The 23,880-nt window shown below is 68.5% G+C and carries 27 protein-coding genes, 1 tRNA gene and 3 pseudogenes; 17 read left to right on the top strand and 14 right to left on the bottom strand.

The annotated features are described in order from the left end of the window. Positions 1–133: 133 nt before the first annotated feature. The 3 genes and pseudogenes from H1D24_RS05255 to H1D24_RS44475 form a co-directional block, all read left to right on the top strand. A complete protein-coding gene (locus tag H1D24_RS05255) occupies positions 134–1,348 on the top strand; it encodes an NAD(P)/FAD-dependent oxidoreductase (protein ID WP_181656174.1) in 1,215 nt (404 codons plus the stop codon). A 242-nt stretch (positions 1,349–1,590) separates the two neighbouring features. Continuing rightward, positions 1,591–3,048 (top strand): FG-GAP-like repeat-containing protein, encoded by a 1,458-nt coding sequence (locus H1D24_RS05250; RefSeq protein WP_181656173.1) that lies wholly within the window; start codon positions 1,591–1,593, stop codon positions 3,046–3,048. 438 nt (positions 3,049–3,486) lie between these two features. Next, positions 3,487–3,843 (top strand): annotated as a pseudogene (locus tag H1D24_RS44475) (tyrosine-type recombinase/integrase); the annotation flags it as partial. A 101-nt stretch (positions 3,844–3,944) separates the two neighbouring features. On the opposite strand, the gene H1D24_RS05240 reads toward H1D24_RS44475, so the two are convergent. The 5 genes from H1D24_RS05240 to H1D24_RS05225 form a co-directional block, all read right to left on the bottom strand. Continuing rightward, positions 3,945–4,337, bottom strand: a complete 393-nt coding sequence (locus H1D24_RS05240; protein WP_181656172.1) for a type II toxin-antitoxin system VapC family toxin — start codon at positions 4,335–4,337, stop codon at positions 3,945–3,947. After that, positions 4,337–4,570, bottom strand: a complete 234-nt coding sequence (locus H1D24_RS05235) for a hypothetical protein (RefSeq protein WP_181656171.1) — start codon at positions 4,568–4,570, stop codon at positions 4,337–4,339. Before H1D24_RS05235 ends, H1D24_RS05240 begins: the two co-directional genes overlap by 1 nt. Continuing rightward, complete coding sequence (locus tag H1D24_RS44470) at positions 4,563–4,847, bottom strand: VapC50 family PIN domain-containing toxin (RefSeq protein WP_508476899.1); 285 nt, start codon at positions 4,845–4,847, stop codon at positions 4,563–4,565. The genes H1D24_RS05235 and H1D24_RS44470 overlap by 8 nt, the downstream gene beginning before the upstream one ends. Before the next feature lie 105 nt (positions 4,848–4,952). After that, positions 4,953–5,075, bottom strand: coding sequence for a CPCC family cysteine-rich protein (locus H1D24_RS43950; protein ID WP_374064166.1), 123 nt, complete (start codon positions 5,073–5,075; stop codon positions 4,953–4,955). After that, positions 5,072–5,284, bottom strand: a complete 213-nt coding sequence (locus H1D24_RS05225) for a hypothetical protein (RefSeq protein ID WP_181656428.1) — start codon at positions 5,282–5,284, stop codon at positions 5,072–5,074. The genes H1D24_RS43950 and H1D24_RS05225 overlap by 4 nt, the downstream gene beginning before the upstream one ends. Before the next feature lie 424 nt (positions 5,285–5,708). On the opposite strand from H1D24_RS05225, the gene H1D24_RS05220 reads away from it, so the two are divergent. The 3 genes from H1D24_RS05220 to H1D24_RS05210 all read left to right on the top strand — a co-directional run bounded on the left by H1D24_RS05220 (position 5,709) and on the right by H1D24_RS05210 (position 7,644). Then, positions 5,709–6,761 (top strand): alpha/beta fold hydrolase, encoded by a 1,053-nt coding sequence (locus tag H1D24_RS05220; protein ID WP_181656170.1) that lies wholly within the window; start codon positions 5,709–5,711, stop codon positions 6,759–6,761. A 66-nt stretch (positions 6,762–6,827) separates the two neighbouring features. Further along, on the top strand, positions 6,828–7,022 hold the full coding sequence (locus H1D24_RS05215) for a hypothetical protein (protein ID WP_181656169.1): 195 nt from the start codon (positions 6,828–6,830) through the stop codon (positions 7,020–7,022). Between the two features lie 61 nt (positions 7,023–7,083). Continuing rightward, positions 7,084–7,644, top strand: coding sequence for a CGNR zinc finger domain-containing protein (locus tag H1D24_RS05210; RefSeq protein WP_181656168.1), 561 nt, complete (start codon positions 7,084–7,086; stop codon positions 7,642–7,644). An 18-nt stretch (positions 7,645–7,662) separates the two neighbouring features. On the opposite strand, the gene H1D24_RS05205 is transcribed toward H1D24_RS05210, so the two are convergent. Continuing rightward, entirely contained in the window at positions 7,663–8,316 is a 654-nt protein-coding gene (locus H1D24_RS05205; protein ID WP_181656167.1) for a TetR/AcrR family transcriptional regulator, read from the bottom strand. A gap of 105 nt (positions 8,317–8,421) precedes the next feature. Between H1D24_RS05205 and H1D24_RS05200 the strand changes: the two genes are divergently transcribed. Both H1D24_RS05200 and H1D24_RS05195 read left to right on the top strand, forming a co-directional pair. Next, positions 8,422–9,192 carry an SDR family NAD(P)-dependent oxidoreductase gene (locus H1D24_RS05200; RefSeq protein WP_181656166.1) on the top strand — a complete coding sequence of 257 codons (771 nt, stop codon included), beginning with the start codon at positions 8,422–8,424 and terminating at the stop codon, positions 9,190–9,192. A 1,004-nt stretch (positions 9,193–10,196) separates the two neighbouring features. Then, complete coding sequence (locus tag H1D24_RS05195; protein ID WP_309484208.1) at positions 10,197–10,904, top strand: alpha/beta hydrolase; 708 nt, start codon at positions 10,197–10,199, stop codon at positions 10,902–10,904. 236 nt (positions 10,905–11,140) lie between these two features. On the opposite strand, the gene H1D24_RS05190 is transcribed toward H1D24_RS05195, so the two are convergent. Together H1D24_RS05190 and H1D24_RS05185 are read right to left on the bottom strand one after the other, a co-directional pair. Beyond that, positions 11,141–11,551, bottom strand: a complete 411-nt coding sequence (locus tag H1D24_RS05190) for a RidA family protein (protein ID WP_181656165.1) — start codon at positions 11,549–11,551, stop codon at positions 11,141–11,143. A 539-nt stretch (positions 11,552–12,090) separates the two neighbouring features. Next, a pseudogene (locus H1D24_RS05185) lies at positions 12,091–13,017 on the bottom strand (DUF1152 domain-containing protein); the annotation flags it as partial. Between the two features lie 12 nt (positions 13,018–13,029). Between H1D24_RS05185 and H1D24_RS05180 the strand changes: the two are divergent. Continuing rightward, positions 13,030–13,713, top strand: a complete 684-nt coding sequence (locus tag H1D24_RS05180) for a GntR family transcriptional regulator (protein ID WP_181656163.1) — start codon at positions 13,030–13,032, stop codon at positions 13,711–13,713. A 26-nt stretch (positions 13,714–13,739) separates the two neighbouring features. After that, a pseudogene (locus tag H1D24_RS05175) lies at positions 13,740–14,314 on the top strand (tyrosine-type recombinase/integrase); the annotation flags it as partial. Positions 14,315–14,404: 90 nt separating this feature from the next. Here H1D24_RS05175 and H1D24_RS05170 read toward each other — a convergent pair. Then, positions 14,405–14,478, bottom strand: a tRNA-Gly gene (locus H1D24_RS05170). Between the two features lie 438 nt (positions 14,479–14,916). Here H1D24_RS05170 and H1D24_RS05165 point away from each other — a divergent pair. The 4 genes from H1D24_RS05165 (at position 14,917) to H1D24_RS05150 (ending at position 16,999) form a co-directional block, all read left to right on the top strand. Beyond that, positions 14,917–15,075: a hypothetical protein gene (locus tag H1D24_RS05165; protein WP_181656162.1), complete on the top strand. Its 159-nt coding sequence runs from the start codon at positions 14,917–14,919 to the stop codon at positions 15,073–15,075. 97 nt (positions 15,076–15,172) lie between these two features. Beyond that, the gene (gene dcd / locus H1D24_RS05160; RefSeq protein ID WP_181656161.1) at positions 15,173–15,748 is read left to right on the top strand and encodes a dCTP deaminase; all 576 of its coding nucleotides are present in this window, start codon (positions 15,173–15,175) and stop codon (positions 15,746–15,748) included. Positions 15,749–15,753: 5 nt separating this feature from the next. Further along, the gene (locus H1D24_RS05155) at positions 15,754–16,269 is read left to right on the top strand and encodes a phosphoribosyltransferase (protein WP_181656160.1); all 516 of its coding nucleotides are present in this window, start codon (positions 15,754–15,756) and stop codon (positions 16,267–16,269) included. 142 nt (positions 16,270–16,411) lie between these two features. After that, a complete protein-coding gene (locus tag H1D24_RS05150) occupies positions 16,412–16,999 on the top strand; it encodes a hypothetical protein (RefSeq protein WP_181656159.1) in 588 nt (195 codons plus the stop codon). A 283-nt stretch (positions 17,000–17,282) separates the two neighbouring features. On the opposite strand, the gene H1D24_RS05145 is transcribed toward H1D24_RS05150, so the two are convergent. Both H1D24_RS05145 and H1D24_RS05140 read right to left on the bottom strand, forming a co-directional pair. Continuing rightward, on the bottom strand, positions 17,283–17,552 hold the full coding sequence (locus H1D24_RS05145) for a DUF5988 family protein (RefSeq protein ID WP_309484218.1): 270 nt from the start codon (positions 17,550–17,552) through the stop codon (positions 17,283–17,285). A gap of 89 nt (positions 17,553–17,641) precedes the next feature. Continuing rightward, positions 17,642–18,952 (bottom strand): sulfite oxidase, encoded by a 1,311-nt coding sequence (locus H1D24_RS05140; RefSeq protein ID WP_220136380.1) that lies wholly within the window; start codon positions 18,950–18,952, stop codon positions 17,642–17,644. Between the two features lie 267 nt (positions 18,953–19,219). Between H1D24_RS05140 and H1D24_RS05135 the strand changes: the two genes are divergently transcribed. Further along, entirely contained in the window at positions 19,220–20,620 is a 1,401-nt protein-coding gene (locus H1D24_RS05135) for an FAD-binding oxidoreductase (RefSeq protein ID WP_181656158.1), read from the top strand. A gap of 60 nt (positions 20,621–20,680) precedes the next feature. Here the strand turns inward: H1D24_RS05135 and H1D24_RS05130 are convergent, their stop codons facing one another. Then, a complete protein-coding gene (locus H1D24_RS05130) occupies positions 20,681–21,619 on the bottom strand; it encodes a Yip1 family protein (RefSeq protein WP_181656157.1) in 939 nt (312 codons plus the stop codon). 169 nt (positions 21,620–21,788) lie between these two features. Beyond that, positions 21,789–22,208 (bottom strand): ATP-binding protein, encoded by a 420-nt coding sequence (locus H1D24_RS05125; protein WP_181656156.1) that lies wholly within the window; start codon positions 22,206–22,208, stop codon positions 21,789–21,791. Between the two features lie 232 nt (positions 22,209–22,440). Here H1D24_RS05125 and H1D24_RS05120 point away from each other — a divergent pair, with 232 nt between their 5' ends. After that, positions 22,441–23,277 (top strand): helix-turn-helix domain-containing protein, encoded by an 837-nt coding sequence (locus H1D24_RS05120; RefSeq protein WP_309484207.1) that lies wholly within the window; start codon positions 22,441–22,443, stop codon positions 23,275–23,277. A gap of 11 nt (positions 23,278–23,288) precedes the next feature. Then, positions 23,289–23,480 carry a DUF397 domain-containing protein gene (locus H1D24_RS05115; RefSeq protein WP_181656154.1) on the top strand — a complete coding sequence of 64 codons (192 nt, stop codon included), beginning with the start codon at positions 23,289–23,291 and terminating at the stop codon, positions 23,478–23,480. A gap of 222 nt (positions 23,481–23,702) precedes the next feature. Here the strand turns inward: H1D24_RS05115 and H1D24_RS05110 are convergent, their stop codons facing one another. Then, entirely contained in the window at positions 23,703–23,873 is a 171-nt protein-coding gene (locus tag H1D24_RS05110) for a hypothetical protein (RefSeq protein WP_181656153.1), read from the bottom strand. Positions 23,874–23,880: the final 7 nt, after the last annotated feature.

Genomic DNA, 23,880 nt, shown 5'->3' with positions numbered 1-23,880 from the left:
CAGATGTGAGCTGCATCACACCACATTCCTGTCAGGAAACGGCGGGCCGCCCGGTTCAAGTGGCGAACCCGCCCAAGACAGGGGCGAACCCGCCCAAGACAGTGGCGAACCCGCCCAAGACAGGAGTACGGAAATGCAGCACCGCATCGTCGTCCTCGGAGCCGGATACACAGGAGCCGTCGCCGCCGGGCGCCTCGCCAAGCGGCTGCGCCGCGAAGACGTCGCCATCACCCTCGTCAACGCCGAGCCCGACTTCGTAGAGCGCGTCCGGATGCACCAGCTCGCGGTCGGTCAGTCCCTCAAGCCCCGGCCGTTCAGCGAGATGTTCGCGGGCACCGGCGTCGAACTGAAGCTCGCGAAGGTCACCGGCGTCGACGTCGATCGCAGGACCGTCGCCGTCATCGACGCGAACGGCGCCGAAGAAGCCGAAGAAGCCGAAGAACTGGAGTACGACACCCTCGTGTACGCCCTCGGAAGCGGCTGGAACGACCAGGGCGTCCCCGGCACCGCCGAGCATGCCCACGAGATCACCGGCCGCCCCGGAGCGCTGCGGCTGCGCGCGCGCCTGGCCCGCCTGGACGCCGGGCAGCGTGTGGTCGTGGTCGGCGGAGGCCTCACCGGCCTGGAGGCCGCGACCGAGATCGCCGAGACCCGCCCGGACCTCGACGTCGCCCTCGCCGCCCGCGGCGGCCTCGGCGACTGGCTCTCCGACAAGGGCCGCGGGCACCTGCGGAAGGTCTTCGAGAGGCTCGGCATCACCGTGCACGAGCACACCGTCGTCACCGGCGTCGAGGCGGACCGCATCACCACCGCCGACGGCACGCCCATCCCGGCCGCGGTCACCGTGTGGACCGCCGGCTTCGCCGTCCACCCGATCGCGAAGGCCACCACCCTGGAAGTCACCGACACGGGCCAGATCGTGGTCGACGGGACCATGCGGTCGGTCTCGCACCCGGACGTGTACGCCGTCGGCGACGCGGCCATGGTGATGGGCCCCGGCGACAAGCCGCTGCGGATGTCGTGCGCCTCGGGCGTCCCCACCGCATGGCAGGCCGTCGACGCCGTCGCGGCGCGTCTGACCGGCGGGAAGTTCCCGAACGTGCCGCTCCGCTACTTCAACCAGTGCATCTCGCTGGGCCGCAAGGATGGCCTGATCCAGTACGTCACCGCCGACGACCGCGCCGTACGGGCGGCCCTGACAGGACGGCTCGCCGCCGTCTACAAGGAACTGGTCTGCAAAGGCGCGGCCTGGGGCGTCGCCAACCCGACGATGGGGATACCGACCCGGCGCCGCCGCGTCGTGCCGGAGCCGGCCCAGGCGGGCTCGGCGGTCAAGGCGCCGGCCTGACTCGCACACGCACATCGGAACGGGCGCCCTCGATGCGAGGGCGCCCGTTCCGATGTCGGTCTACGGGCCGCTGTCGGCCTATGGGGCGACGATGGCGGGAGGAGGGTCCTCGACCGGGGGCAGGGACGCGGTTGCTGCACTTCGCTGCTGTACTGCTGCCTTGCCTCTCCTTTCCCGTACAACCCTTCAGGTTCACCAGAGGTCATACGTGAGCCCTACACGTATGACCTGGAGGGGAACCCATGTCCCGACCCCATCACAAGCGCTCCCGGCGTCCCGTAGTTCTGGGCGCCACCGCCGTCGCGGCCGCCCTGGCCGGTGGCCTGCTCATCACCCTGCCTGGCGGCGCGAGTGCCGCCCCGTCGGGACTCGCCGACGACTTCAACGGTGACGGCTACCGCGATCTGGCGACCGGCGCGCCGGGTGCTGTAGCGGGCGGCAAAGCGAAGGCGGGTGCCGTGGTCGTCAACTACGGCTCGTCGAGCGGTATCAGCGCCGCGCGCCACAAGACCACATCGCAGAGTTCCTCCGGCGTGCCGGGCGCCTCCGAGACCTCCGACCGCTTCGGCACCGAACTGGCGCACGGTGACCTCAACAGAGACGGCTACGGCGATCTCGTCGTGGGCACACCGCTGGAGGACGTCAGCGGCGATGTCGACGGCGGTTCGGTCACGATCCTGTGGGGCGGCTCGTCCGGCCTGTCAGGTGGCACGACGATCAGCGACCCGAACGCGTCGGGACACGACCGGTTCGGCCAGTCCCTTGCGGTCGGTGACTTCACCGGTGACGGGAAGGCCGATCTGGCGGTCGGTTCCACCGGCAAGGACGTGTGGATCTTCAAGGGCGGCTTCACCAAGTCCGGTGGCGCGGCCGGGAAGCTGCGCTTCGACGCGCAGATCGAGTCCGGCGCGTACCCGAACGGCGCCGTCGATCTGGCCGCCGGCGACTTCGACGACGACGGCGCGGACGACGTGGTGGTGGGCTCCTTCGCCGGCGCCTTCGTCTACCGGGGCTCCTCGGCCGGGCTCACCCTGCAGACCCAGGTGAGCGACGACAACCCCGCCTCGCTCACCGCGGCCGACTTCGACAAGGACGGCCACGACGACCTCGTCATCGGCACCGACGACGACCCCATCGGGGACCAGACGGCGCTCGGCGGCTACGCCACCGTGTACTACGGCGCCGCGGCCGGCGTCGACACCGCCCGCACCGGCGTCTTCAGCCAGGCCACCGAGGGCGTGCCGGGCGCGGACGAGTCGTGGGACCTGTTCGGCAACACGCTCGCCGCGGGCGACACCAACGGCGACGGCTACCCGGACCTCGCCGTCGGCGCGCCCTTCGAGACCATCGGCTCCGCGAGCCACCCAGGCAACGTCTGGGTGCTGCGCGGCGGCGCCTCCGGCCTGACGGGGACCGGCGCCCAGTCCTTCAACCAGGGCACCTCGGGTGTCCCGGGCGCCAATGAGTCGTCGGACCTGTTCGGCGACGCCATCCACCTCGCCGACCACAACAAGGACGGCCGCGCCGATCTGTCGGTGGGCGCGGGCGGCGAGAACAGCGACGACGGCGCCGTGTGGGTCCTGCGCGGCTCCACCGGCGGCGTCACGGCCACCGGCGCGGTGAGCTTCGGTGCGTCGTCCGTGGGCATCGGGAACTCGGGGGACGACCCCATGTTCGGGGACGCCATGTCGGGCTCCTGAGCACGTAGACAGACAGCCGGAAGGGGCGGCATCGGAGGATTCCGGCGCCGCCCCTTCCGTTGTGCTGACTTACGACTTGGAGCGTGACTTCATGGGCTGGCTGCACTCGGGACAGGCCTGGGAGTCGTCGGTCATGCCGGACCGACCGCTTCGTCCCGAAGCAACGTGGGGGAGTTCTTGACCTTGAGCCGGTGTGCCTCTCACCTGCGGCGATGGTCCGCAGGTGTGCGTGCTTGTCCGCCGTTGTTCGTCTGCGTCGTCACGCAGTCAGACACCACCCTGCCCCTCGATGCGAACTACGGGCACGAAGGTCGCAGAGGTCTGCCGGGCTGCTCAGGCGGACGTGAGAGGCATGGACAGTCGGCACTGGTCGGTGAGGGTGGTGACCGCGATTCCCAGAGTTGGCCGCCCTCCGTCGCCGGGACGTCGACCTCGACACCCTGCGGATCCGTGTTCGCCTCGCCGAGCCGGAACATGTTCCGGCGCAGCACCTTCGCGCGGAAGTGGCGTAGGGCGCGGGAGATCGTCGGCATGCCCGAGGGCTTCCGGTTCTACGACCTCCGGTACACCGGGCACACTCTGCCCACGCAGTCCGGCGCAACCCTGAAGGACACGATGGTGTGGGCCGGGCAGTGAGGCAGTCCTCTGAGAAGGCCGCGCTGATCTATCAGCACACACTCAGACGGGGAGCGGCAGGACGAGGTCGCAGCCGGCCTCGACGCCACCGTCCGGAAGGCTCAGGCCGAGGCCGCCAAGAAGAAGGCCGACAAGCCTTCTGGCACGAATCTGGCACGCGGTCGAAACGAGGTCAGTGCGGGCGACTTCAGTGGGACGTCGACTGGCGCCCCACTGAAGTCGAGTTGAGCGGTGACTTGGCGCTTTGCTTGGGCGACGTCTCAGGCAGGCATTTCGACGGTCAGTCCGGCTGCTTGGGCGGCATCGGCCAGTCGTTTGTCGTACGTGACGAAGGAGGTGAGCTGGGAGCGAATACGGAGAGCCGTTGCCAGGTGGATGGCGTCCAGACTCCGTACGGTCGCCGGTTTCATGGTCTGGGCCAAGATGCGAATACCGGCGTCCAGCTCCACCAACTCGATCAGGTCAAGGACCGGGTGGAGCCGGGCAACGGCTTCTGGGGCGTAGCGCGCCAGGGCCCGCGACGACTCGATCTCCACCAGGACCGAACTCGTCCATCCGGTCTCTGCCCGTTCGTCGAGCCAGTCGCGCAATGCCTGCGACTCGGACTCGGCGTGGACGAGTTTCACGACGGCGGCCGAGTCGAGATAGATCATCAGCGCTCGTCCTCGCGGCTGCGGGCGATCTCCGCGGCGATGTCGATGCCGTCCGGTTCGCCGAGCGGCATACGCAGGACGGCGCGGCGCATCGCGGCAGCCCGCTCTTTGCGCAAGGCGGCTTCGAGCACGGCTTGGCGGATGGCCGCCGAGCGTGAGCTGCCGTCATGGGTGAGAACATCCAGAGCGCGCTCGGTCTCCGCGTCGCTGCGGATCGTGATGGTGTCAGCCATGCAGCCAATGTAAGACGATGTGTCTTACATGGCAAGTCCCTGCCTGCCGTCCCCTCTCCGTGCAGGAAAGCGCCACGGCCCCGCCGAGGGGACGGCAGGCAAGGGTTCGTAGGGCTGCCGCCGAGGCGACCAGGCCCTGCCGCTCCAGTCTGGTGATCACGTCACACACTGTGCCTGGCGGCACTTTCGTCAGCTGTCCGCCATTCTCTGCACCGCGCCGTATACGACCTGGCGGGGCCAGATCGATCTGTGCCTCCAGGAAGGCGTCCGGATGCATGGCTTCGATCCCTCCCCCGCGCGGCTGCTTCGGACTCGTGTTCGCCGGGCGGTCCGCAGTCCAGCTCCAGCCGCCAGGATCCGTTGTCGTGTGGCGACGTTGATGTCAGCTGGTGATGTCAGACCGTGGGGGGTGTTCGTTCGGCAGGGGGGCGCGGACGAACTGGGTACATCGCTCGTCGCAAGCACCCATAACGTGGAAGTTCTTTCGTGCTTCCGTGAGGCTCAGCCGGCCGTTGGGGCCGCCTCGAACTCGGTCGGCATCATGGTCGTCCTGCCCGGTACAGGCCCAGCTGACTCCCGTGCGGGCGTCGGGCGCACCGAGAAGGCGCGGTAGCCGGCGTCTCCGGGGCGCAGCCCAGCCACGTTCTCGTTCCGCCACTGCGCGACCGTGCCCTGGAAGTAGTGGTCGCGGGAGCGGGAGTCCAGCGGCCACATCTCTGACCTTGCGCTCGGCGGCGGCGCGGCGCTCGGCTCCCAGGAAACAGGCGGCCCCAGCCGGCCGCGAACCGCTGCTCGGCGCTGGCGGCGTTGTCGGCGCCGCCGAACTCCTTCGGGATGGCCGGAGTCTTCTGAAGAAGTCGGGCCCCCGGACCACCGTTGCGGCCTTCTCCGTCGACCTTCACGACGGCGGTGTAGCTGACTGTCATGGCTGGTCTCCTGCGGCTTCGTCACCCGTTAAGGCGGTGACCGCATGCTTGCAACAGCTATGTCACCAGTCAAGCTGGTGACATTTTCGAGGCAATTCCCAAGTCTGCCTTGCCGTGGAGAGGGTGCTCACCGTCTTGACCGGTGACGGATGGTCGTGCCACAGTCAGGCCATTGCGCAAGCCGGTAGACGCAGAGGTACGGAGGGATTCACATGATCAACAGGCGTGTCTTCAGCAAGGCCCTGGGTCTGGGTGCGGGTGCGGCCGCCGTATCGCTGACCGGCCTGCCGACCGCGTCCGCCGACGCCCGGAGCGCATCCGTGGCGTCGCCTGTTCCCGAGGTCGCCCCGGGTGCACACACCGTGTTCCCGCAGCTGAAGCAGATCAGGGCCGGCCTGTTGAGCGTCGGGTACGCCGAACTGGGCCCCGCGCGCGGTCCGGTGGTCATCTGTCTCCACGGCTGGCCGTACGACATCCACAGCTACGTCGATGTGGCCCCGCTGCTGGCCGACCAGGGCTATCGGGTGATCGTCCCGCATCTGCGCGGCCACGGCACGACGCGCTTCCTCTCCGGGAGGACGTTCCGCAATGCCCAGCAGTCGGCCATCGCCCTCGACATCGTCGCGCTGATGGATGCCCTGAAGATCGAGAAGGCCGTGCTGGCCGGCTTCGACTGGGGCTCGCGCACCGCCGACATCATCGCCGCGCTCTGGCCCGAACGCTGCAAGGCCCTTGTGTCGGTGAGCGGATACCTCGTCACCAACCGCGAGGCCAACCTGAAGCCGCTGGCACCCAAGGCCGAGTACGCCTGGTGGTACCAGTACTACTTCGCCACCGAGCGAGGCCGGCTCGCCATGGAGGACAAGGGCCTGCGCCATGACCTGACCAGGCTCGTCTGGGAGGCCGTCTCCCCGACCTGGGACTTCGACGACGCCACGTTCGAGCGCACGGCGGCAGCCTTCGACAATCCCGACTACGCGGCCATCGTCATCCACAACTACCGCTGGCGCCTGAGCCTCGCCGACGGGGAGCGCCGCTACGACGGGATCGAAAAGCGGCTCGCCACACGGCCGTTCATCGAGGTGCCCACCATCACCCTCGACCCCGACCAGGACCCCTTCACCGCGCCGGGCGGCGGCACCTCGTACCGGGACAGGTTCACTGGCGCATACGAGCACCGAACCCTGGCGGGGGTCGGCCATAACGCGCCGCAGGAGGCACCCACCGCCTTCGCCCAGGCCGTCATCGACGTGGACCATCTCTGACCCTCTCAGTCACCCTCTCGACAGGTGACCGACCAGTTCAACGGGAGACTTGAAAGGAGTTCGACCATGGAGGGCAAGAAGGCCACGGACAGTGCCGCGGCGGCACGCCGAACGCGGTTCGGCAAGCTGCCCGAGCGCATCCGTCACGACGAGATGGTCGAGGAGAAGGCGGTCGCACCGAATGACCCGGCGCGGTACGCCTACGATCCCGAGAGATCGTGGACGTCCTTCTCCTGTCTCGCCGCCGACCTGGGCCTCTGAGCGGTAGCGGCCGAGGTGGCGCACCTTGCCCGGCGTACGAGTCACCTGTCAGGATGGTGACATGGACCTTGAGCATGTCTTCGTCTGCGGAAACCCGGCACTCGACTTCGCCGCCACGCTCCGTGCGCGCCGTACGGTGCGCTTCGAGATGTTCGTGACGCCGGACAGGCTGAACGCATGGTACGTGGAGTCCGGCATCGTCGACGCGGTCTCACCCGGCCAGGAGGCCGACGTCGAGCAGGCGACGACCGTCAGGGAAGCCATTTACCAGCTGGTCACCGCCCGTCGACTGGGAGAGGAGTACGACGGTGCGGCGCTGACCGTGGTCAACAACGCGGCCCGTAAGCCGCCGGCGGTGCCGCAGCTCACTCCGTCGGGGCGATGGACTCAGGCGACGCCGGAAGAAGCCCTCTCCGTGGTGGCGCGCCACGCCGTCGAGCTCCTGAGCGGACCGGACGTGCCCCTGCTCAAGGAGTGCGGCAACCCGGAGTGCACCCGCACCTACATCGACCGCTCGCGGGGCATGCGCCGACAGTGGTGCGGGATGGAGTCCTGCGGCAACAAGATCAAGGCAGCCGCATATCGCGCCCGCAAGAAGACCGCGCCCGCGGTGACCCGCTGACCGCGCACGCGGCGCCGGTCACGGCCACCGCGGTGCCCCGTCAGTCCCGCACCGGTCCCCTCCCGACCCTCCCGTTCGTCCTGTCGTGCGCAGATGCTCGATCCCGGTGTCGAGCGCTGCCTTGAGGTGGGACGAGTCGCCCGTGGACATCATGATGGTCACGCCTCCCTGGATGCCCGCCAACAGTGCGGCGGCCGTCCGGTCCACATCGAGGTCCGACGGCACCAGGCCGTTTGCCTGAAGGGCGCGCATCCCGCGGGCGAGCTGCTCCTGCCACTGCCGCATGAGCCCCGTCACGATCGCCCGGGCGCCGGGGCCGGACCGTCCCACCTGGAGGAACAGCGACCCCAACGGGCAGTGGTCGCCCTGTAGTTCGTAGCGTTCCACCACGGCGTCCCGCCACTGCCGCCAGGACTCCCACGAGTCCAGCCGCCCCAGGTGCGGCTGCTGGTCCTCCAGCACCCGATCCGCCTCGAACTGTGCCACCGCCAGCAGCAGTTGGTCCTTGCCGTCGGGGAAGTAGTGGAAGAGCTGGCTCTTGCTCGTGCCGGTGCGGCCACGGATGTCGTCGAGCGTGGTGAAGGCGACGCCCTGCTCGCGCAGCACCTCGGCCGCACCCTCGACGATGCGGGCCCGTGTGGCACGGCCCTTCTCGGTCGGCGCGTCCGACATCCGGCCTCCTCATCGCGAATTTCTGGACTTGCTGGTCCATTTTCTACGACGCACAGTGGTCTGCGCACGGCAAGACGTACGCGGCCGCACAAGGGAGAACACGTCATGAGCGAACGACTGCGGAACAAGACGGCGTTGGTCACGGGGTCCACCAGCAACATCGGGCAGGCGATCGCCGAAGCGTTCGCCGCCGAAGGGGCTCACGTCATCGTCTCCGGGCGCAATCGGGAACGGGGAGCACAGGTCGTCGAAGGGATCCGCGCATCCGGCGGCCGGGCCGACTTCCTGGCGGCGGACCTCGACGGAAGCGCGGAGAACTCCCAGGACCTGGCCGATCGGGCACGGGAGACCTTGGGCGGGCGGATCGACATCCTCGTGAACAACGCCGGCATCTACCCGGCCCCCGCCACCACCGCCACGGACGAGAAGACGTTCGACGAGGTCTACGGAGTGAACGTGAAGGCCCCGTTCTTCCTCACCGCTGCCGTAGCGCCGGCCATGGTGGAGTCCGGTGGCGGGGTGATCATCAACCTCGGTTCGTGGATCGCGCGCCTGGGCGTCCCTCTCGGCGCGCTCTACAGCTCCACCAAGGGAGCCATAGAGACACTCACCCGCGCATGGGCCGCGGAGTTCGGCCCGATGGGCGTCCGCGTGAACGCCGTCTCCCCCGGCGTCGTCCTGCCTCCGGCCCCGGGGGGCGGCGAGCCCCATCCGGGCGAGGTGATGATGAAGGGCACCCCGGCCGGGGAGGTCGGTACCCCGGACGCCATCGCGCATGCCGTGGTCTGGCTGGCCAGCGACGAAGCGGCCTTCGTGCACGGGACCGTGGTGGACGTCGACGGGGGCAGGACAGGGGTTGCCGTTATCGCCGCGTAGCGCACGGATCGGAAGTTCCCGCACCTGTCGCGCCTGCCGCAGATGCATGGCACCAGCGACTTCCGCCGCCCTCGATCGACGGGACAACAAACAAGGCCCAGGTCTCTCACCTGGGCCTCAGTCATGGAGCGGGTGACGAGAATCGAACTCGCGCTCTCAGCTTGGCACACCCTCACCCGAGCAACTGGATGGGTGCTCCTGCCATCAGGGTTCGTCCTGCCGTGGTCGCCCTCGGGATTCGCACGGCGCTGAAGCGAGGGTGGGAGCCCCAATGAGCCCGGCCGGCCACTCGTCGTCGACCTTGAGTCTCTGCCTCGAGGCGGGAGTGGCCGACCTTCTGATCCGTAGCTCTATGCAGAACGGTCAGCGACGTCCGAACCGGCCTCGCCAGGGTCATTCGGAGCCCTGGCGGTCCAAGGTGAGTCGATAGGGTTGCTGTACTTCGCTGCTGTACCGCAGCCTGTCGGCAAGGGGGCCATGGAGCGCAGCGACCTCGCCCAGGTCCTCACTGGCGACTCGGAGGCAGTGCGGGCTTGTCGGCTCGCAGTTGAGGCAGGCGCCCCCTACTTCGTCGGCGACACAGCGGGCTCTCCTACGCCTCTCTTCCACACCTTCCGGAGACGCCTGCGGCTGACACGCAGGACAGGCCAGCACACGCTCGGTCTTGAAGAAGCGGTTGAACTCCTTGAGCGCTGCGATGAACCGGTTCTCGCTGGCCACGTCGACAGCGGCTCTTGGAGGTTCATGGTGTGGATGACAGCGGATGGTCAATCACTCATCGCCTGCACAGGTGTCGGGCGTCCAACAGCCGCCCAGCAGGCCTAGTTCCGCATCAGACAACGTTCGCCCTGTCGGCGAGAGTTTGAGCGAGCAGTCTGATCGGTAGGGTCGGGCCGGGCGTGTGATGCGCCAGGACGTCGTGCAGAACGGGGCGGGTGGGATTGACCGTGGATGTCGCTGTGGTGAGCGGGCTCGTCTATGGAGCCAGTGGACAGCGTTTGGACGTGTACCGGCCTACGACGGCATCGGAGGCTTCGCCGGTCGTGCTGCTCTGGCACGGGAGAGGTCCCGAGGAGCGGGACGTTCTCGCGCCGCTCGCCCGGGCAGCGGCCTCACTGGGCGTCGTGTGCTTCGTCCCGGACTGGCGGCCGGACGGCCACGATGGCGGGCGAACCCACTTGCGCGAGTCCGCCATGTTCGTCCAGCGGAACGCGGCCGACTTCGGTGGGGACACTCGACGGATCGCGCTCGCCGGTTGGTCCCTGGGGAGCAAGGCCGCGATGGCTGCCGCCCTGGACCCCAGCGCACTCGACGGCTGGAGGCCTCGGGCCGTCGTCGGCATCGCCGGCGGATATACCCGCCCGGAACCGCTGACGGGCCGCGCCCCGATCGATGAACTGACAGGGGCCGAAGAATCGCTGCCTGCTATCCCTATCTGGCTGATCCACGGCACTGCTGATCCGGTCGTGGATATCCAGCAGTCACGCCGACTCCATGCGGCTCTTCAGCACCGGGGCTGGCCGACGTCGCTCGACGAGCCCGACACCGACCACGCCGGTGTGATCATGACCGAGTACGATCCCGAGTCCCGCCGCTGCCGACCCAGCCACGCCGACCACGCCGTACAGGCCGGAAGCCAGACCGCCCACCTCCTCGCCCGCGCCGCCAACATCACACCTCGCGCCTGTCAGACGGTCCGCAGACCGTCTTGAGCACCGACCGTACGGCGACAGGGCGAACGTTGCTTGATGCGGCACTAGTTTGGAAGATCGCGTATGCGGACGCCCGCTGACCTGGGAGGCCTGTGACCTGGGCCTTCTCGGGCGGGTCTCCGACTTTCCCCGTTGTTCCCCGCCGGGTCCTACTCGATCGGGCACGCGAAGGGCACGGGTCGCCTTCTATGCGCCTGGAGAGCCTCGGTGACCTTTCTCACATCGTGGCCTATCAGTTAGTCGGGCAGTGCCACGGTGAGGTCCACCTCGACGAGTTGGCCCGCGAAGCCGAGCTGTGTAACGCCCACGAGCGTGCTGGCAGTGGTGAATGCCAGGCCAATGACCGAGTCGGTGAGCCGACGCCATGCAGCGCCCAGAACGCCTCTGTCATCGCTGCACACGTAGATCACCGAGCGCACGACGTGCTCGGGCTGGGCACCTACCGCTGTCAGAGCAACCCGCGCGTTCGCCGCGACCTGGTCTATCTGGAGGTCGAGGGCCCCGGGGCCGACGAGTGAGCCGCTCCGATCAAGCGGGCACTGACCCGCCAAGTAAGCCGTTCGACCAGCCTCGACCACGGTGATGTGGTGGTAGCCGGGTGTTTCATGCAGCTCGTCCGGGTTGATGCGGGTCATCCTTGCGCTCATGCCCGCGAGTATGAGGTCTTATTGTCAGGCGCATCCAGTTTTTAGCCGAGGACCCGGCACCGACTGGCCGTGTTCAAGCCGAGCCAGGGTGGGGATGTAGTGCAACGGTATGCACCTAGCGGAGCGCCCATGACGGGCTCGGCCACAGCGCGGCAGCAGCTGCTCCCCCCCTCGGCCCATCCGTCGGCGTTGGTCCGCTCACGCTCTTGCATCCGTGACGGTGGCGGTACGGCCGCCCGGTCGTGCCGGCCTTTTCTGCCCGGCCCCGTTGCTCGGCACGGACGCCACCTCACCCGCTGCTGGCCTGGTAAACAGCACTACGGCTATGGCCGTAGACGGCCGTGCTCGAGCCACGTAAACCGCTCAGCGATGCCGCCGTGCCCCTAGGCCTCTACGGCCTGACTGAGGCTTCCCCTGCTTGCCCGCTGCACGTAGCGCGCCGCCGGGCGCGGCCAGCCGGGGCGAAGACAGGAGGCAGGCCGCGCCGCAGAGGCGGCGCGCGCCCGCGCTGTGCGCGGGCCTTGAACCGAAGAAGGTTGTTACTCAGCAGTGGATGTGATGCGCCACAAGGGTGCGTCGTACTTCTCCGGGCGGCTGCTGATGAGCAGTTGGCGCAGGTCCTCGCGTAGGGAGCCGTTGAGGTTCAGTGCCTCGGTGATGCGGCGGAACGTCGTGTGAGTGACTCCGCGGTTCTGGGCCTCGGCTTCGAACTGGTCGAGCTCGGACAGCACGGCCTGGGGGTCGAGCTGCACCGGTGGCTGTTCTTTGAGCCATGCGGCCTTGTTGCGTTCGTAGTCGATCTCCGAGTAGCCGCAGATTTCGCGGCTGTGTGCCTCTACCTCGTCCAGGGTGGTGGTTGCCATGATGGCGCGGGCCAGCTGGTTGCGGCTCAGCGTTTCGTCCAGGTCGACTTCATGGACGGTCGGCCCTTCGTCAGTGAGGGGGACGGGTAGTCCGGCGTCCCGCATCTCGCACGTGCCACGTACGCCTCGGGCTGTCGCCGCGAGCATCCCGGTTGCCTCGGAGGGGTGCCACTCCAGGACCGAGCTGATTGGCTCAACGTCCTTGGCGGTGAAGGTGTGGACGAGCGAGCCGAGCATTCCGCGCGGTTCATCGGGAGGCAGTTCGCCGTCCAGACCGGGGCCTGCGACCAGGAGTCGGATAGGGGCGTTCACCTGGCAGCACGCGGCGAGCGTGACGGCGTCGGCAAGCGGGCTCTTCAGTGTCGGCTCATCGCCTCGGGCAAGGATGTCACCGCCTACGTCCAGGAGATCGATCGACTCCGGTGACAAGTGGCCTACCAGCTCTTCGAGTTGGCGGGTGATGCCCTCGGCTCCGTGGCTTGGGTCGATCAGCGCGAAGGTGTGCGGGACCTCTGCGGCGAGTCGGGGGAGGGTAGAGCCTGCCGGAGCGATCGGGCGGGCCCCGGCCGGCACTGCCCAGACTGCTGGGGTGAGCTGTTGGAGGTCGCCGCCGCAATGCTTCACGCCGCTCTCTACGGCGACGAAGATCCGCCCGGCACTCGGGTGCCCAGCGAGAATCAGTTGGTGCAAGCCTTCGGGATGTCCCGCCCGACCGTCGTGCGGGCGCTGGAGCTGCTGAAGCGCGACGGATGGCTGGAGTCCCGGCAGGGGTACGGCACCATCGTTCGGGGCCGTCCGGAGGTCGTGGAGCAGAAGGACCGGCGGGGACGAGAGGCCCTGGAGCGCGGTGAGGCGCGGGCCTCGGGGCGCCTGGTCGAAGTCGCTGAAGTCCCTGTTCCGGCGCGGGTCGCCTCCGCGCTCGGGCTCCCGAAGCGGGCCAAGGTCCTCATGCGCCGTTTCCCGGTGGAGGAGGGCGGCGAAGCGGTCGAGTTGATTTCGTCGTACTTCCCCGCCGGCCTGGTCCAGGACACCGAGCTGGCGAGCGCCGAAGCCCTGAGCGGCAGTGTGCGCGAGCATGTGGAAGCCCGGAAGAAGGTCCGCTTCGACCATGTGACGGAACGGGTCTCGGCTCGACTGCCTGAGAGTGGTGAAGCCGAGCTTCTGGGCTTGCCGGATGGCGTGCCCGTGCTCAGTGTCTTGGTCATCGCATGCAACGCCTCCGGGCAGGCGCTGCAAGTCTCTGACGTGCTGCTTCCTGCTGATCGTCAGGAGCTCGAAGACACCTATCGCTTGAACTGATGCCTGGTCCAGGCCGTTCGCTCCGCTTGACCGCCTACGGCCCGATGCGCGCCGAGGAACTGGCCGGGCTGCGGCGCCGGGACGTGGACCTCGATTCCCTCGTCATCCGGTCCGGGTTGCCGAGCCTGAGCGGACCAACGGCAAACGCGCTCCCGGTGCGACCAAGTCGGATGCGGGCGCACGCTTCGTTGTTCTTCCGGCCTTCCTGGAGAAGGAGGTGAAACGCCACCTCGCCTGGTACGCCGAGAAGGGGCCTGACGGCCTCCTTTTCGTCGGTGAGAAGGGAGCTCCCTTCCGCCGCACCTCTTTCGGCCGGAAGTGGCGGCGCGCTCGTACTGCCGTCGGCCTCCCGGACGGCTTCCGCTTCTACGACCTTCGTCACACCGGACACACGCTCTCGACGCGTTCCGGCGCGACGCTGAAGGACACCATGGTCCGGGCCGGACAGTCCTCCGAGAAGGCTGCGCTGATCTATCAGCACTCCGACGACGAGCGGCAGCGCGAGGTGGCGGACGGGCTCGACGAGATGGTGCGCGCCGAGCGTGCGAAGCACCACAAGGACAACCCTGCGCACAACGAGGAGGAGCCCACCGGAAGCTAGCCGCGAGCTAATGGTGCGGTTGTGGTGCGGCAGCCGCCCACCGGTCTAGACAACAAAGAACCCCCGGGTCTCTGACCTGGGGGTTTCACATGGAGCGGGTGACGAGAATCGAACTCGCGCTCTCAGCTTGGGAAGCTGATGTTCTACCATTAAACTACACCCGCGTAAGACGCCGACCTGATCGGTGTCGTTACCGTCGCACACTGTACCTCATGCAGGGCCCCTGATGCTCAGGCGTTGGGGGCTCGCTTGCTGTCCGGGCCTGGGCCGATGTGGGCTGGACCTGGTGGAAACGGGCTGGGCCTGGATGGGGCTTCGGCGCGGGCTCGGGCTCGGCCTCGGGCGCGGCCGCCGACACGGCGCCGGCACGACACCGACGTGCCTTCGACGCGGCTGGGGTATGGGCCGGACTCAGCTGCGGACGGCGTGAGTTGAGGCGTACGGTGGGGCGTGACCCGCGCGTGCCCGGGGGCTTGAATGTGGCCGGAGTGCCGCTTGAAGAGCCGTCCTCTTCATCCCGTAATGTGGCGTTCGCCGTCAGTCGTTTCCGGTTGTTCGGCGGCAGTCATTCAGCGGCTCGTGGGGAAGGACTCCAGGTCTTGATGGAGCGCACCGTCGTCCGTTGTGCCGAGGGGCACGTGTTCAGCACCTCTTCGTTCCCGATGCAGCAGGCCGACCGGCTCGGCCCCGGCCGGCTCATCCGGTGTCCGCGGTGTTCCCGGCTGAGGAACGCCGTCCCGGTGGCGCTCGAGAAGCGCTAGCGGCACGCGCGTACGTACGTCCGAGGAGCGCGGGTCCGTCGCAGTGTCGCGGTGACCGCGTTTCGGCGAGCCCGCGCCCTCTGCGTATCCTCAGGACGTGCTTCTCTCAGACAAGGACATCCGGGCCGAGATCGACGCGGGGCGTGTGCGCATCGACCCGTACGACGAATCGATGGTGCAGCCCTCCAGCATCGACGTGCGTCTCGACCGCTTTTTCCGGGTGTTCGAGAACCACCGCTACCCCCACATCGACCCCGCCGTCGAGCAGGCCGATCTGACCCGCCTCGTGGAGCCGGAGGGCGACGAGCCGTTCATTCTCCACCCCGGTGAGTTCGTGCTCGCTTCGACGTACGAGGTCATCACGCTTCCCGACGATCTCGCCTCCAGGCTGGAAGGGAAGAGTTCGCTCGGGCGGCTCGGGCTGGTGACGCACTCCACCGCCGGCTTCATCGACCCCGGTTTCTCCGGCCATGTGACGCTCGAGCTGTCGAATCTCGCCACACTGCCGATCAAGCTCTGGCCGGGCATGAAGATCGGCCAGCTGTGCATGTTCCGGCTCACCTCGCCGGCCGAGTTCCCGTACGGGTCCGAGCGCTATGGCTCCCGTTACCAGGGGCAGCGCGGGCCCACCGCCTCGCGCTCGTTCGTCAACTTCCATCGGACCCAGGTGTGAGCGCTGTGAGCGAGCCCATAAAGCGCGAGAACCTCACGTACGAGGACTTCGGCGTCGCCGTCCGTGAGCTGGCGCAGACGATCGCCGACGACGGGTACGAGCCGGACATCGTGCTGTCCATCGCGCGCGGCGGAGTCTTCGTGGCGGGCGGGCTCGCGTACGCGCTCGACTGCAAGAACATCCACCTCGTGAACGTGGAGTTCTACACCGGCGTCGGGACCACCCTCGAGATGCCGGTCATGCTCGCGCCCGTCCCCAACGCGATCGACTTCACCGACAAGAAGGTCCTGATCGCCGACGACGTCGCCGACACCGGCAAGACCCTGAAGCTCGTGCACGACTTCTGCCTCGACACCGTGGCCGAGGTGCGCTCCGCGGTCATCTACGAGAAGTCGCAGTCGCTCGTGAAGTGCGAGTACGTGTGGAAGCGGACCGACGAGTGGATCAACTTCCCCTGGAGCGTCCTGCCTCCAGTACGTAGGTCGGGGGAGCCGATCACTTCGTCGAAGGAAGCGCGCTGACCTGCGGGACTCGCACGACGGGCACGTTGGCGGCGACATCCGCCTCGTAAGCGTGTCGAGCTACCCGTAACGGCTCTCGGTCCATAGGCTTCCGCATAGAACCAATATGGGCAGAATAGTCACGTTATCTAGATCACATTCGATGTTCGATCGTCTTCGCCTGGCGTCCTTGATCGTGGGGTCAGTGCTGTTTGCGCTCTCCACGTTCTTCTGGTCTGACGGCCGGTATGGCCTCGTCGGCGGCATGCTTGTCTTCTACGGAATCGGCATCTGGGCATACGGCCTGCTAGGTGTCTGGGAGCGCATCGGCGCGAGCCGCCCGTGGCTCGGTGCCGTAGGAGTTCTTGCCACTCTGCTCGGGATGCTGGGCGGCGTAGCCTTCGGCCTGCAGGGCTTCTTCGGGGCGCTCTTCGACGTATCCGCACAAGAGTCCCTCGACGCCTCCGCCGAGCACCCGGTCGCCACAGGTCTGGTGCTCTGGTTACTTGGGCCGATCCTGCCGGGCTCGTTCGTGCTCATGGGCCTGGCGCTGCGACTCACCCGCCTGGCGCCCACTGTGATCGCCGTCCTGGTCGCTCTTGGCGGTGTTCTGTTCCCGCTCGGCCGTGCCACCAGGGTCGAGTTCATCGCTCTCAGCGCCGACCTGTTCCTCGTACCCGGGTTCTTCATGCTCGCCCTGGCCCTCTTCCGGCCCGGCAGGGTCGCCGTGACACCTGATGCCGACCGTTGAACTACTTGGAGCTCGCGCCTGTCTGCGCGAGCTCTAAGTTCGATTGAGCATCCGTCCTGGGACTGCGGCCGCCGACGCGACGATCGGAAAACGGTGCTACGGCGCACTGCAGAGGTGCGAGTGATCATGACCAGTGCCGCTGATCCAGTCGAACAGTGGCCGAAGGCTCCCGAGCTGGCCGCCGTCGAGTCGGAAGGTCAACGACGCCTGGAGTGTTCAGTCGCCGGTCGTGCGGCGCGGTGGGCAGGTTCTTGACGCCTGACGGGTGGGTGGTGGCGCCGTGCTACTCGGCGATCTCCGTCCGCTCCCACCACTCGTAGACCGGCACCTTTCCCTCCGGCGTCTTCTTCTGCCGTTGGGTGGCGCGGTAGTGCTCGTAGCCGCCGCGGTGCGGGATCTTCAGGTCCTGTTGGGAGGCAGGTTCGGGAGCAGTAAGGGGCACGATCTGTTCGCGCAGATCGTCCGGGCCGCCCTCGAGGGCTGCCTTGTCCGCCTTTGCCGCCTTGTCCGCCTGTGCCGCCTTGCCTGAGTTGCCTGATGCGCCTGCCTTTATCGCCATGAACCCAGTTTTCCCGGCCCTCGGGGACCGCGCATTTCGGGCGGTGCGAGTACTTCGGGCGGTGGTGATCCAGCCTGTCCGGTTCAGTCGCCCTGTGGCAGGCAGAACACTGCGATCCGCTGGACGAGGTTGTTGCGGAAGCCGCCTCGGTTCCAGGGCTGGGTGAGTGGTTGAGAGTGGCCCGCGGCGTCGGTGGCGCGGGCACTCAGGACATGGGTGCCGGGTGTGGCCGTCCATGTCGTCCGCCAGCTTCGCCAGGCCCATCCTGCGCGGCCGTCGTCCCCGTCCGGGCTCTCCGGCAATGGCAGCTCCGCCTCCTGCCAGGACTCTCCGTCGTCCGTGCTCACCTCGACCTTCGTGACCGGGGCGTGGCCCGACCACGCCCGGCCCTCCAGCTTGACCGTCCCCGGCCGTACGACGCGGGTCCGGGACATGAAGTCCGGGAAACCCGGCGGGATCATCAGCGCCCGCGGGGAGATACGGGTGACCGGGTCGCCGAGGTCGTCGGGCGACTCGCGGTAGCGGTAGGCCACCGCCTGCTGGAAGCCCGTGAAGGGCGTGCTGGTCAGGGCGATGTCGCGGAGCCATTTCACATGGGCCATGCCGTACCAGCCGGGGACCACCAGCCGTAGCGGGTGTCCGTGCTGCGGGGGGAGCGGGGCGCCGTTCATCTCGTACGCCACCAGTACCTCGGGGTCGTCGGCGGTGGCGTCCTCGAGCGGCAGGCTCCGCTGGTAGTCCTGTTCGACGCCGCGTTCGACTCCGTGGTCGGCGCCGGTGAAGACGGCCTCGACGGCGTCCGGCTCGACACCGGCCTCGGCGAGCAGCGTCCGCAGCGGGACCCCGGTCCAGTCGGCGGTTCCGACCGCCTCCACCAGCCAGGGCTGGCTCACGGGGCGCGGTGTCAGCCGGGCCCGGCCGTTCCCCGCGCACTCCATCGTGACCCTGTGGGTGACCGGCGGGAACGAGCGCAGGGCCGTCATGTCCAGGCTCAGCGGTGTGCGTACGCGGCCGCCTATGGTGAGCGTCCAGTCGTCGGCGTCGGCGACGGGGATGTCGTAGTGGACGAGTACGTAGTGCAGTCCGGGCGGGGTCAGGTCGTAGCGGAGGGCCTCCAGCGGCAGACCGTGGTTGCGGGCCGCGAGCGCGAGTTCCTCCTGGCTGATGCCCTCGACGGGCTCGGCGAGGCGCGCTGGTGCGCTGACGGCCCGTAGGGCGCTGATGTGGGCCTCACGGGCCTCATGTGTCCGACCGGCCGCCTCGCGTGCCCGACCGGCCGCCTCGCGTGCCTGACCGCCGGCCCCGTGGGCCTGACCGTCGGCCTCGCGTGCCTGACCGTCGGCCTCATGTGCCTGACCGCCGGCCCCGTGTGCCTCACCGTCGCGTCCGCCCATGTCCCCATGGTGCGCTCGTGCCCCGGGCCGCGCGAGGGCGGCGATTGCGAGTCCCCCCGTACAGCGGGACGCTGGTGACGTCAGCCGTGTGGCGTCGGTTCTGCTCTGCGGCCCATGAGGTGCCCGAACCCGGACGGTCCCCGAACCCGGACGAGACGGGCACCGGCGCGCGCCACCTGTCCCGGCAACCGCCCGCAGGGTCACGGAGAACGGACCGGTACCCGTACCCGCACCCGTTCCCATACCTTGCCCCGCAAGGAGATCGTCATGGCCAACGTGGACGACACGACCCTGGAGGCGATGCGGACCGTACTGCGCGGTCCGGTCATCTCCCCGCAGGACCCGGAGTACGACGAGACCCGCAAGATCTACAACGCGATGATCGACCGCCGCCCGGGGGCCATCGTGCGCTGCATGGACACCGCGGACGTCATGAACGCGGTCGACTTCATACGGGACCACGGTCTCGAGCTCGCCGTCCGTGGCGGCGGACACAGCGGCGCCGGGCTGTGCCTGGTGGACGGCGGCGTCACCGTCGACCTGTCCCCGATGCGCTGGGTGCGCGTCGATCCGGCGACGAAGACCGCGCAGGTCGGTGGTGGCAGTCTGCTCCGCGACCTCGATCATGCCGCGCACGCCTTCGGTCTCGCGGTTCCGTCAGGGATCAATTCGAGGACAGGAGTCGGAGGCCTCGCCCTCGGCGGCGGGCACGGCTACCTCACCCGCAAGTACGGCCTGACGCTGGACAGTCTGCTGTCCGCGGACGTGGTGCTGGCCGACGGCAGCTTCGTCGTCGCGAACGAGAAGGAGCACGCGGATCTCTTCTGGGCGTTGCGCGGCGGCGGCGGGAACTTCGGGGTCGTCACGTCCTTCACCTTCCAGCTCCACCCCGTGCACACCGTGGCCGTCGGGGTCACGCTGTGGACGCTCGACCACATTCGTGAGGTGCTGGAGTGGTACCGCGGCTTCATCCCGCAGGCGACCGAGGACCTGAACGGCTTCTTCAGTTCCTTCGTCGTACCGCCCGAACCGCCGTTCCCGGAAGAGATCCACGGCAAGAAGATGGCCGGCATCGTGTGGTGCTGGACGGGGGACATGGGCCGCGTGGACGAGGCCTTCGCGCCGGTGACCGAGCCCGCCGAGCCAGCCTTCCACTTCGCCGCGCCGATGCCGTATCCCGCGCTGCAGTCGATGTTCGACGATCTTCTGCCTCCCGGCTACCAGTGGTACTGGCGCGGGGACTTCTTCGACCGGATCACCGACGAGGCCATCGACGTGCACGCCGAGTACGCGGAGCGCATCCCCACCGACCTGTCGCTGATGCACCTCTATCCCATCGACGGGGCGGCCCACCGCGTGGCTCCGGAGGACACGGCGTGGGCGTACCGGCACGCCCTCTGGTCCGGCGTCTTCGCCGGCATCGACCCCGATCCGGCCAACGCCGGGATCGTCAAGCAGTGGTGCGTCGACTACCAGACCGCGATGCATCCGCACTCGATGGGCGGCTCCTACGTGAACTTCATCGGCGAGGGCGAGACCGAGGACCGTGTGAAGGCCACGTACCGCGACCACTACGACCGCCTGGCGGAGATCAAGCGGACGTACGACCCGCACAACATCTTCCACGCGACCCAGAACATCCAGCCGGCCCCGGCCCCGGCGGCATAGTGCCGCCGGAGACGGCGCCGGTAAGGCCATGTAAGGCCCGTAACAGGGATGGGCGTCGCGTCAGAACGTGCCCAGCTTGATCAGCGACAGCAGGGCGATCAGCTGGATCGCGGAGGCCGCCAGGGCGCGCGGCCACGGCAGGTCGTGCGACTTGGACACCATCGACGTGAGCAGCGCTCCCGCCGCGATCCAGGTCACCCAGCCGAGAACCTGGACGAAGGACTCGTCGCCGCCCAGGAACAGCGCCACGACGAGGCGGGGCGCGTCCGTGAGCGACGTGATCAGCATGGAGAGGCCGACCGTCGGCTGCCACGCCCCGTCACCGCCGAGCTGGCGCGCGAGCGTGTGCGTCACCACACCCAGGACGAAGAAGCTGATGACGATGGCGATGCCGGTGAAGAGGACGTACGGGATCGCCGACGACAGGGTGGCGTTGATCGCGTCCTCGCGGGCGCCGTCGAACCCGAAGAGGGCCAGCAGGCCGTAGAGGAAGGTGACGACGAGGGCCGGGCCCCACATCGTGTAGTCGCGCATCTGCAGAAAGGTCGCGCTGGGGCGCAGCACGATGCCGCTGAGCAGCTCCTTCCAGTGCAGGCGCGGGCCGGCGGGAGGCGCGGTGGTCTGGCCGGCGCGGTAGGTCCCGCCCTGGTTGTACGGGTCCTCGCCGACGGTGAACGCCCGGGTGTGACCGGGGTTGTCCGCCGCGTACGGGTCGGGGCCCTGCTGGTGTCCGTGCTGGTGGCCGCCGTCGCCGAAGTACTCCGGCTCGCCATGGCCACCGGCGCCGTTCGTCTGGGCCCACTGATGTCCGCCGTACTGCGGTCCGCCCGGCTGCGTCCCGCCGTACTGCGGGTGCGTCTGCGGGCCGCGCGGCGGGTAGCCGTACGGGGCCCGGCCGCCGCCGCTGTGCGGGGCGTTCTGTCCGGGCGCCTGCTGCTGCCGCGGTTGTTGTTGCGGGGTGCGGTTGTCCCGGCCGCGTCCGATCCTGAATCCAGCCACGTAATCGAACGTACCTGGTCCCGCCGGGTGGCGTGCCCAGCCTGGGACAAGGCGTGGGCTTTGCGGCCGAGCTGTGACATCCCTTACGGGGATCCTGAGGTGAACCTGGGGGACCTCTGGGGGACGCGGAAGGCTTACGTCAGTGCGGGCGCTTTTCGGCGACGGCGGGTCACGGGGCAGTCGCCCACAGTTCGCACCAGATGTATTTGCCCGAGGTGCCGCCGAACCCCGGATTCACCTGGAACCAGCCCCAGTCGTCCGCGTACGCCCGCACGATCCGCAGCCCGCGGCCCGCTTCGGCGGCGGGCGGTGGCGCGACGGTCGCCTCCGGCGGCGTGGGGTCCGAGTCCCACGCCCCCAGCCGCAGAGCCCCGCCGGACCGCCTCAGCTTGAGCGCGGCCGGGCCCTTCGTATGGCGGATGGCATTGCTCAACAGCTCGGAGGCGAGGAGTTCGGCCGGTTCGAGGAGGGACGGGAGGCGGTGGGTGGTGAGGATGTCGCGGAGAGTGCGCCGGCCGATCGCGACGGCGCGGGGGTCGTGGGGGATGTAGAGGGTGTACTCCCATGGTTCGTCGTCGCATTCGGGCATACGGGACTCCGGTGAGGTGGAGGGAGTTGGGGGAGCGCGGCGGGGTCGGGCGGTGGTTTTGTCGCGACCGCCATGGCAGGGCGGGGCGGTGCGCTTCCGGTGTCCCGGCGATTCCGCAGCGTGTGCGTCGCGTCACTTAAGGTAGGGGTGAGTTATCACCCCGGTCAAGCTCGACTGGGATACTTGGTTCCTTCAACTCCCGGGGAAGAAGGGGTACATGCCAGCTAGGAATGTGGTCACCGCCCGGCAGGAGCGGCTTGGCGCCGAGCTGCGCAAGCTGCGAGAACGGGCGGGTACGTCGATCAGGGAGGCGTCCGAGGCCACGGGTATCGCGCAGAGCAAGATCTCCATGATGGAGGCGGGCCGAGTCGGCGTGAGTGCGGAGCGCGTGCGTTACCTCGCTGGTGAGTACGCCTGTCCCGACACTGCGTACGTCGATGCCCTGGTGGCCATGGCTACCGAACGGGAACGGGGCTGGTGGGAGGAGTGCCGGGGCCTGCTCCCGGCCAGCTTTCTCGACCTGGCCGAACTGGAGCACCACGCCGCGCATTTGAAGTCGTTCGAGAACGTACGGATCCCCGGTCTGCTGCAGACTGAGGAGCAGGTGCGGGCGATGTATGGCTCCGCGGTCTCGGCACTTTCCGAGGAGCAGGTGGAAGCACGAGTCCGGTTTCGCCTGCGGCGACAGGAGGTGCTCGAAAGGACCGAGCCTTTCCGCTGCGCGGTGGTGATCCATGAGGCGGCTCTGCGAGTCAGAGTCGCCGATCGCAAGGTGGCCCGGAGCCAGCTGCTTCACGTCCTTGAGCAGTCAGAGCGACCGCAAGTGACCGTAAAAGTCGTCCCGTTCGACGTCGACGGCTTCACCTGGATCGGCAACCCCGTGCTGCTCGCTGGTGGGCCCGTTCCGCAACTGGACACCGTGCTTCTCGACTCCGTGCACGGCGGGACATTCATGGATGCGGAGGCTCAGTTGGGCCTGTATCGCAAGGTGATCGCCGACGTGGAGTGCGCAGCGCTCGGAGTCGTAGAGTCGAGGGACTTCATCCACCAACTGGCGAAGAGCATCTGAGGGGTCTCGAAGTGACAGCGGTCGTCGCGTGGCAGAAGTCGTCGTTCTCGGACGGAGGCGACGCACCCAACTGCATCGAGCTCGCCGCCTTCCAAGGAGCCCTGCGGCTCCGCGAAAGCGACGAGCCCGGCACTGTGATAGCCACCACCGGGCCGGGACTCGCCGCTCTCATACGCCATCTTCGTGAGCACGACCGTTACTGAAGGGGCGCTACCTCGGCGGCGTCACCGCAGCATTCCCTGGCCCAGCTTCAGGTAGCCGGATGTCGGCAGGCCCACCGAGCCCGGGTGGTTCTCGCCGTCGGCGCCGACGGACAGGTCGCCTTGCCGTCGTCCTTCAGGTCGGACAGGCGTACGGACGCGCCGAAGCGGTCGGCGGACTCCGCCGTACCGGGGACGCCAGCCGATTCGTGTGGGGGTATGGGCTCAGCTGCCCAGCACCGTCCCGTAGCCGGGGCTGCCCGTGGTCGGGAGCCCTGTTGCCGACGGGCCGAAGGGCGTCGAGCTGGTGGGCGTGGCGGCGGTCGTCGTGCCGCGCGGGGACGCGGCGAGCCCGACACGGTGGTGGAAGGACCGTCCCGGACTCGCCGCCCTCATACGGCAC

This window comes from Streptomyces himalayensis subsp. himalayensis (genome assembly GCF_013778455.1).
GTDB classification, from domain to species: domain Bacteria; phylum Actinomycetota; class Actinomycetes; order Streptomycetales; family Streptomycetaceae; genus Streptomyces; species Streptomyces himalayensis.
The sequence above is the reverse complement of the archived record's forward strand: the minus strand, read 5'-3'. Positions and strand labels throughout refer to the sequence as shown.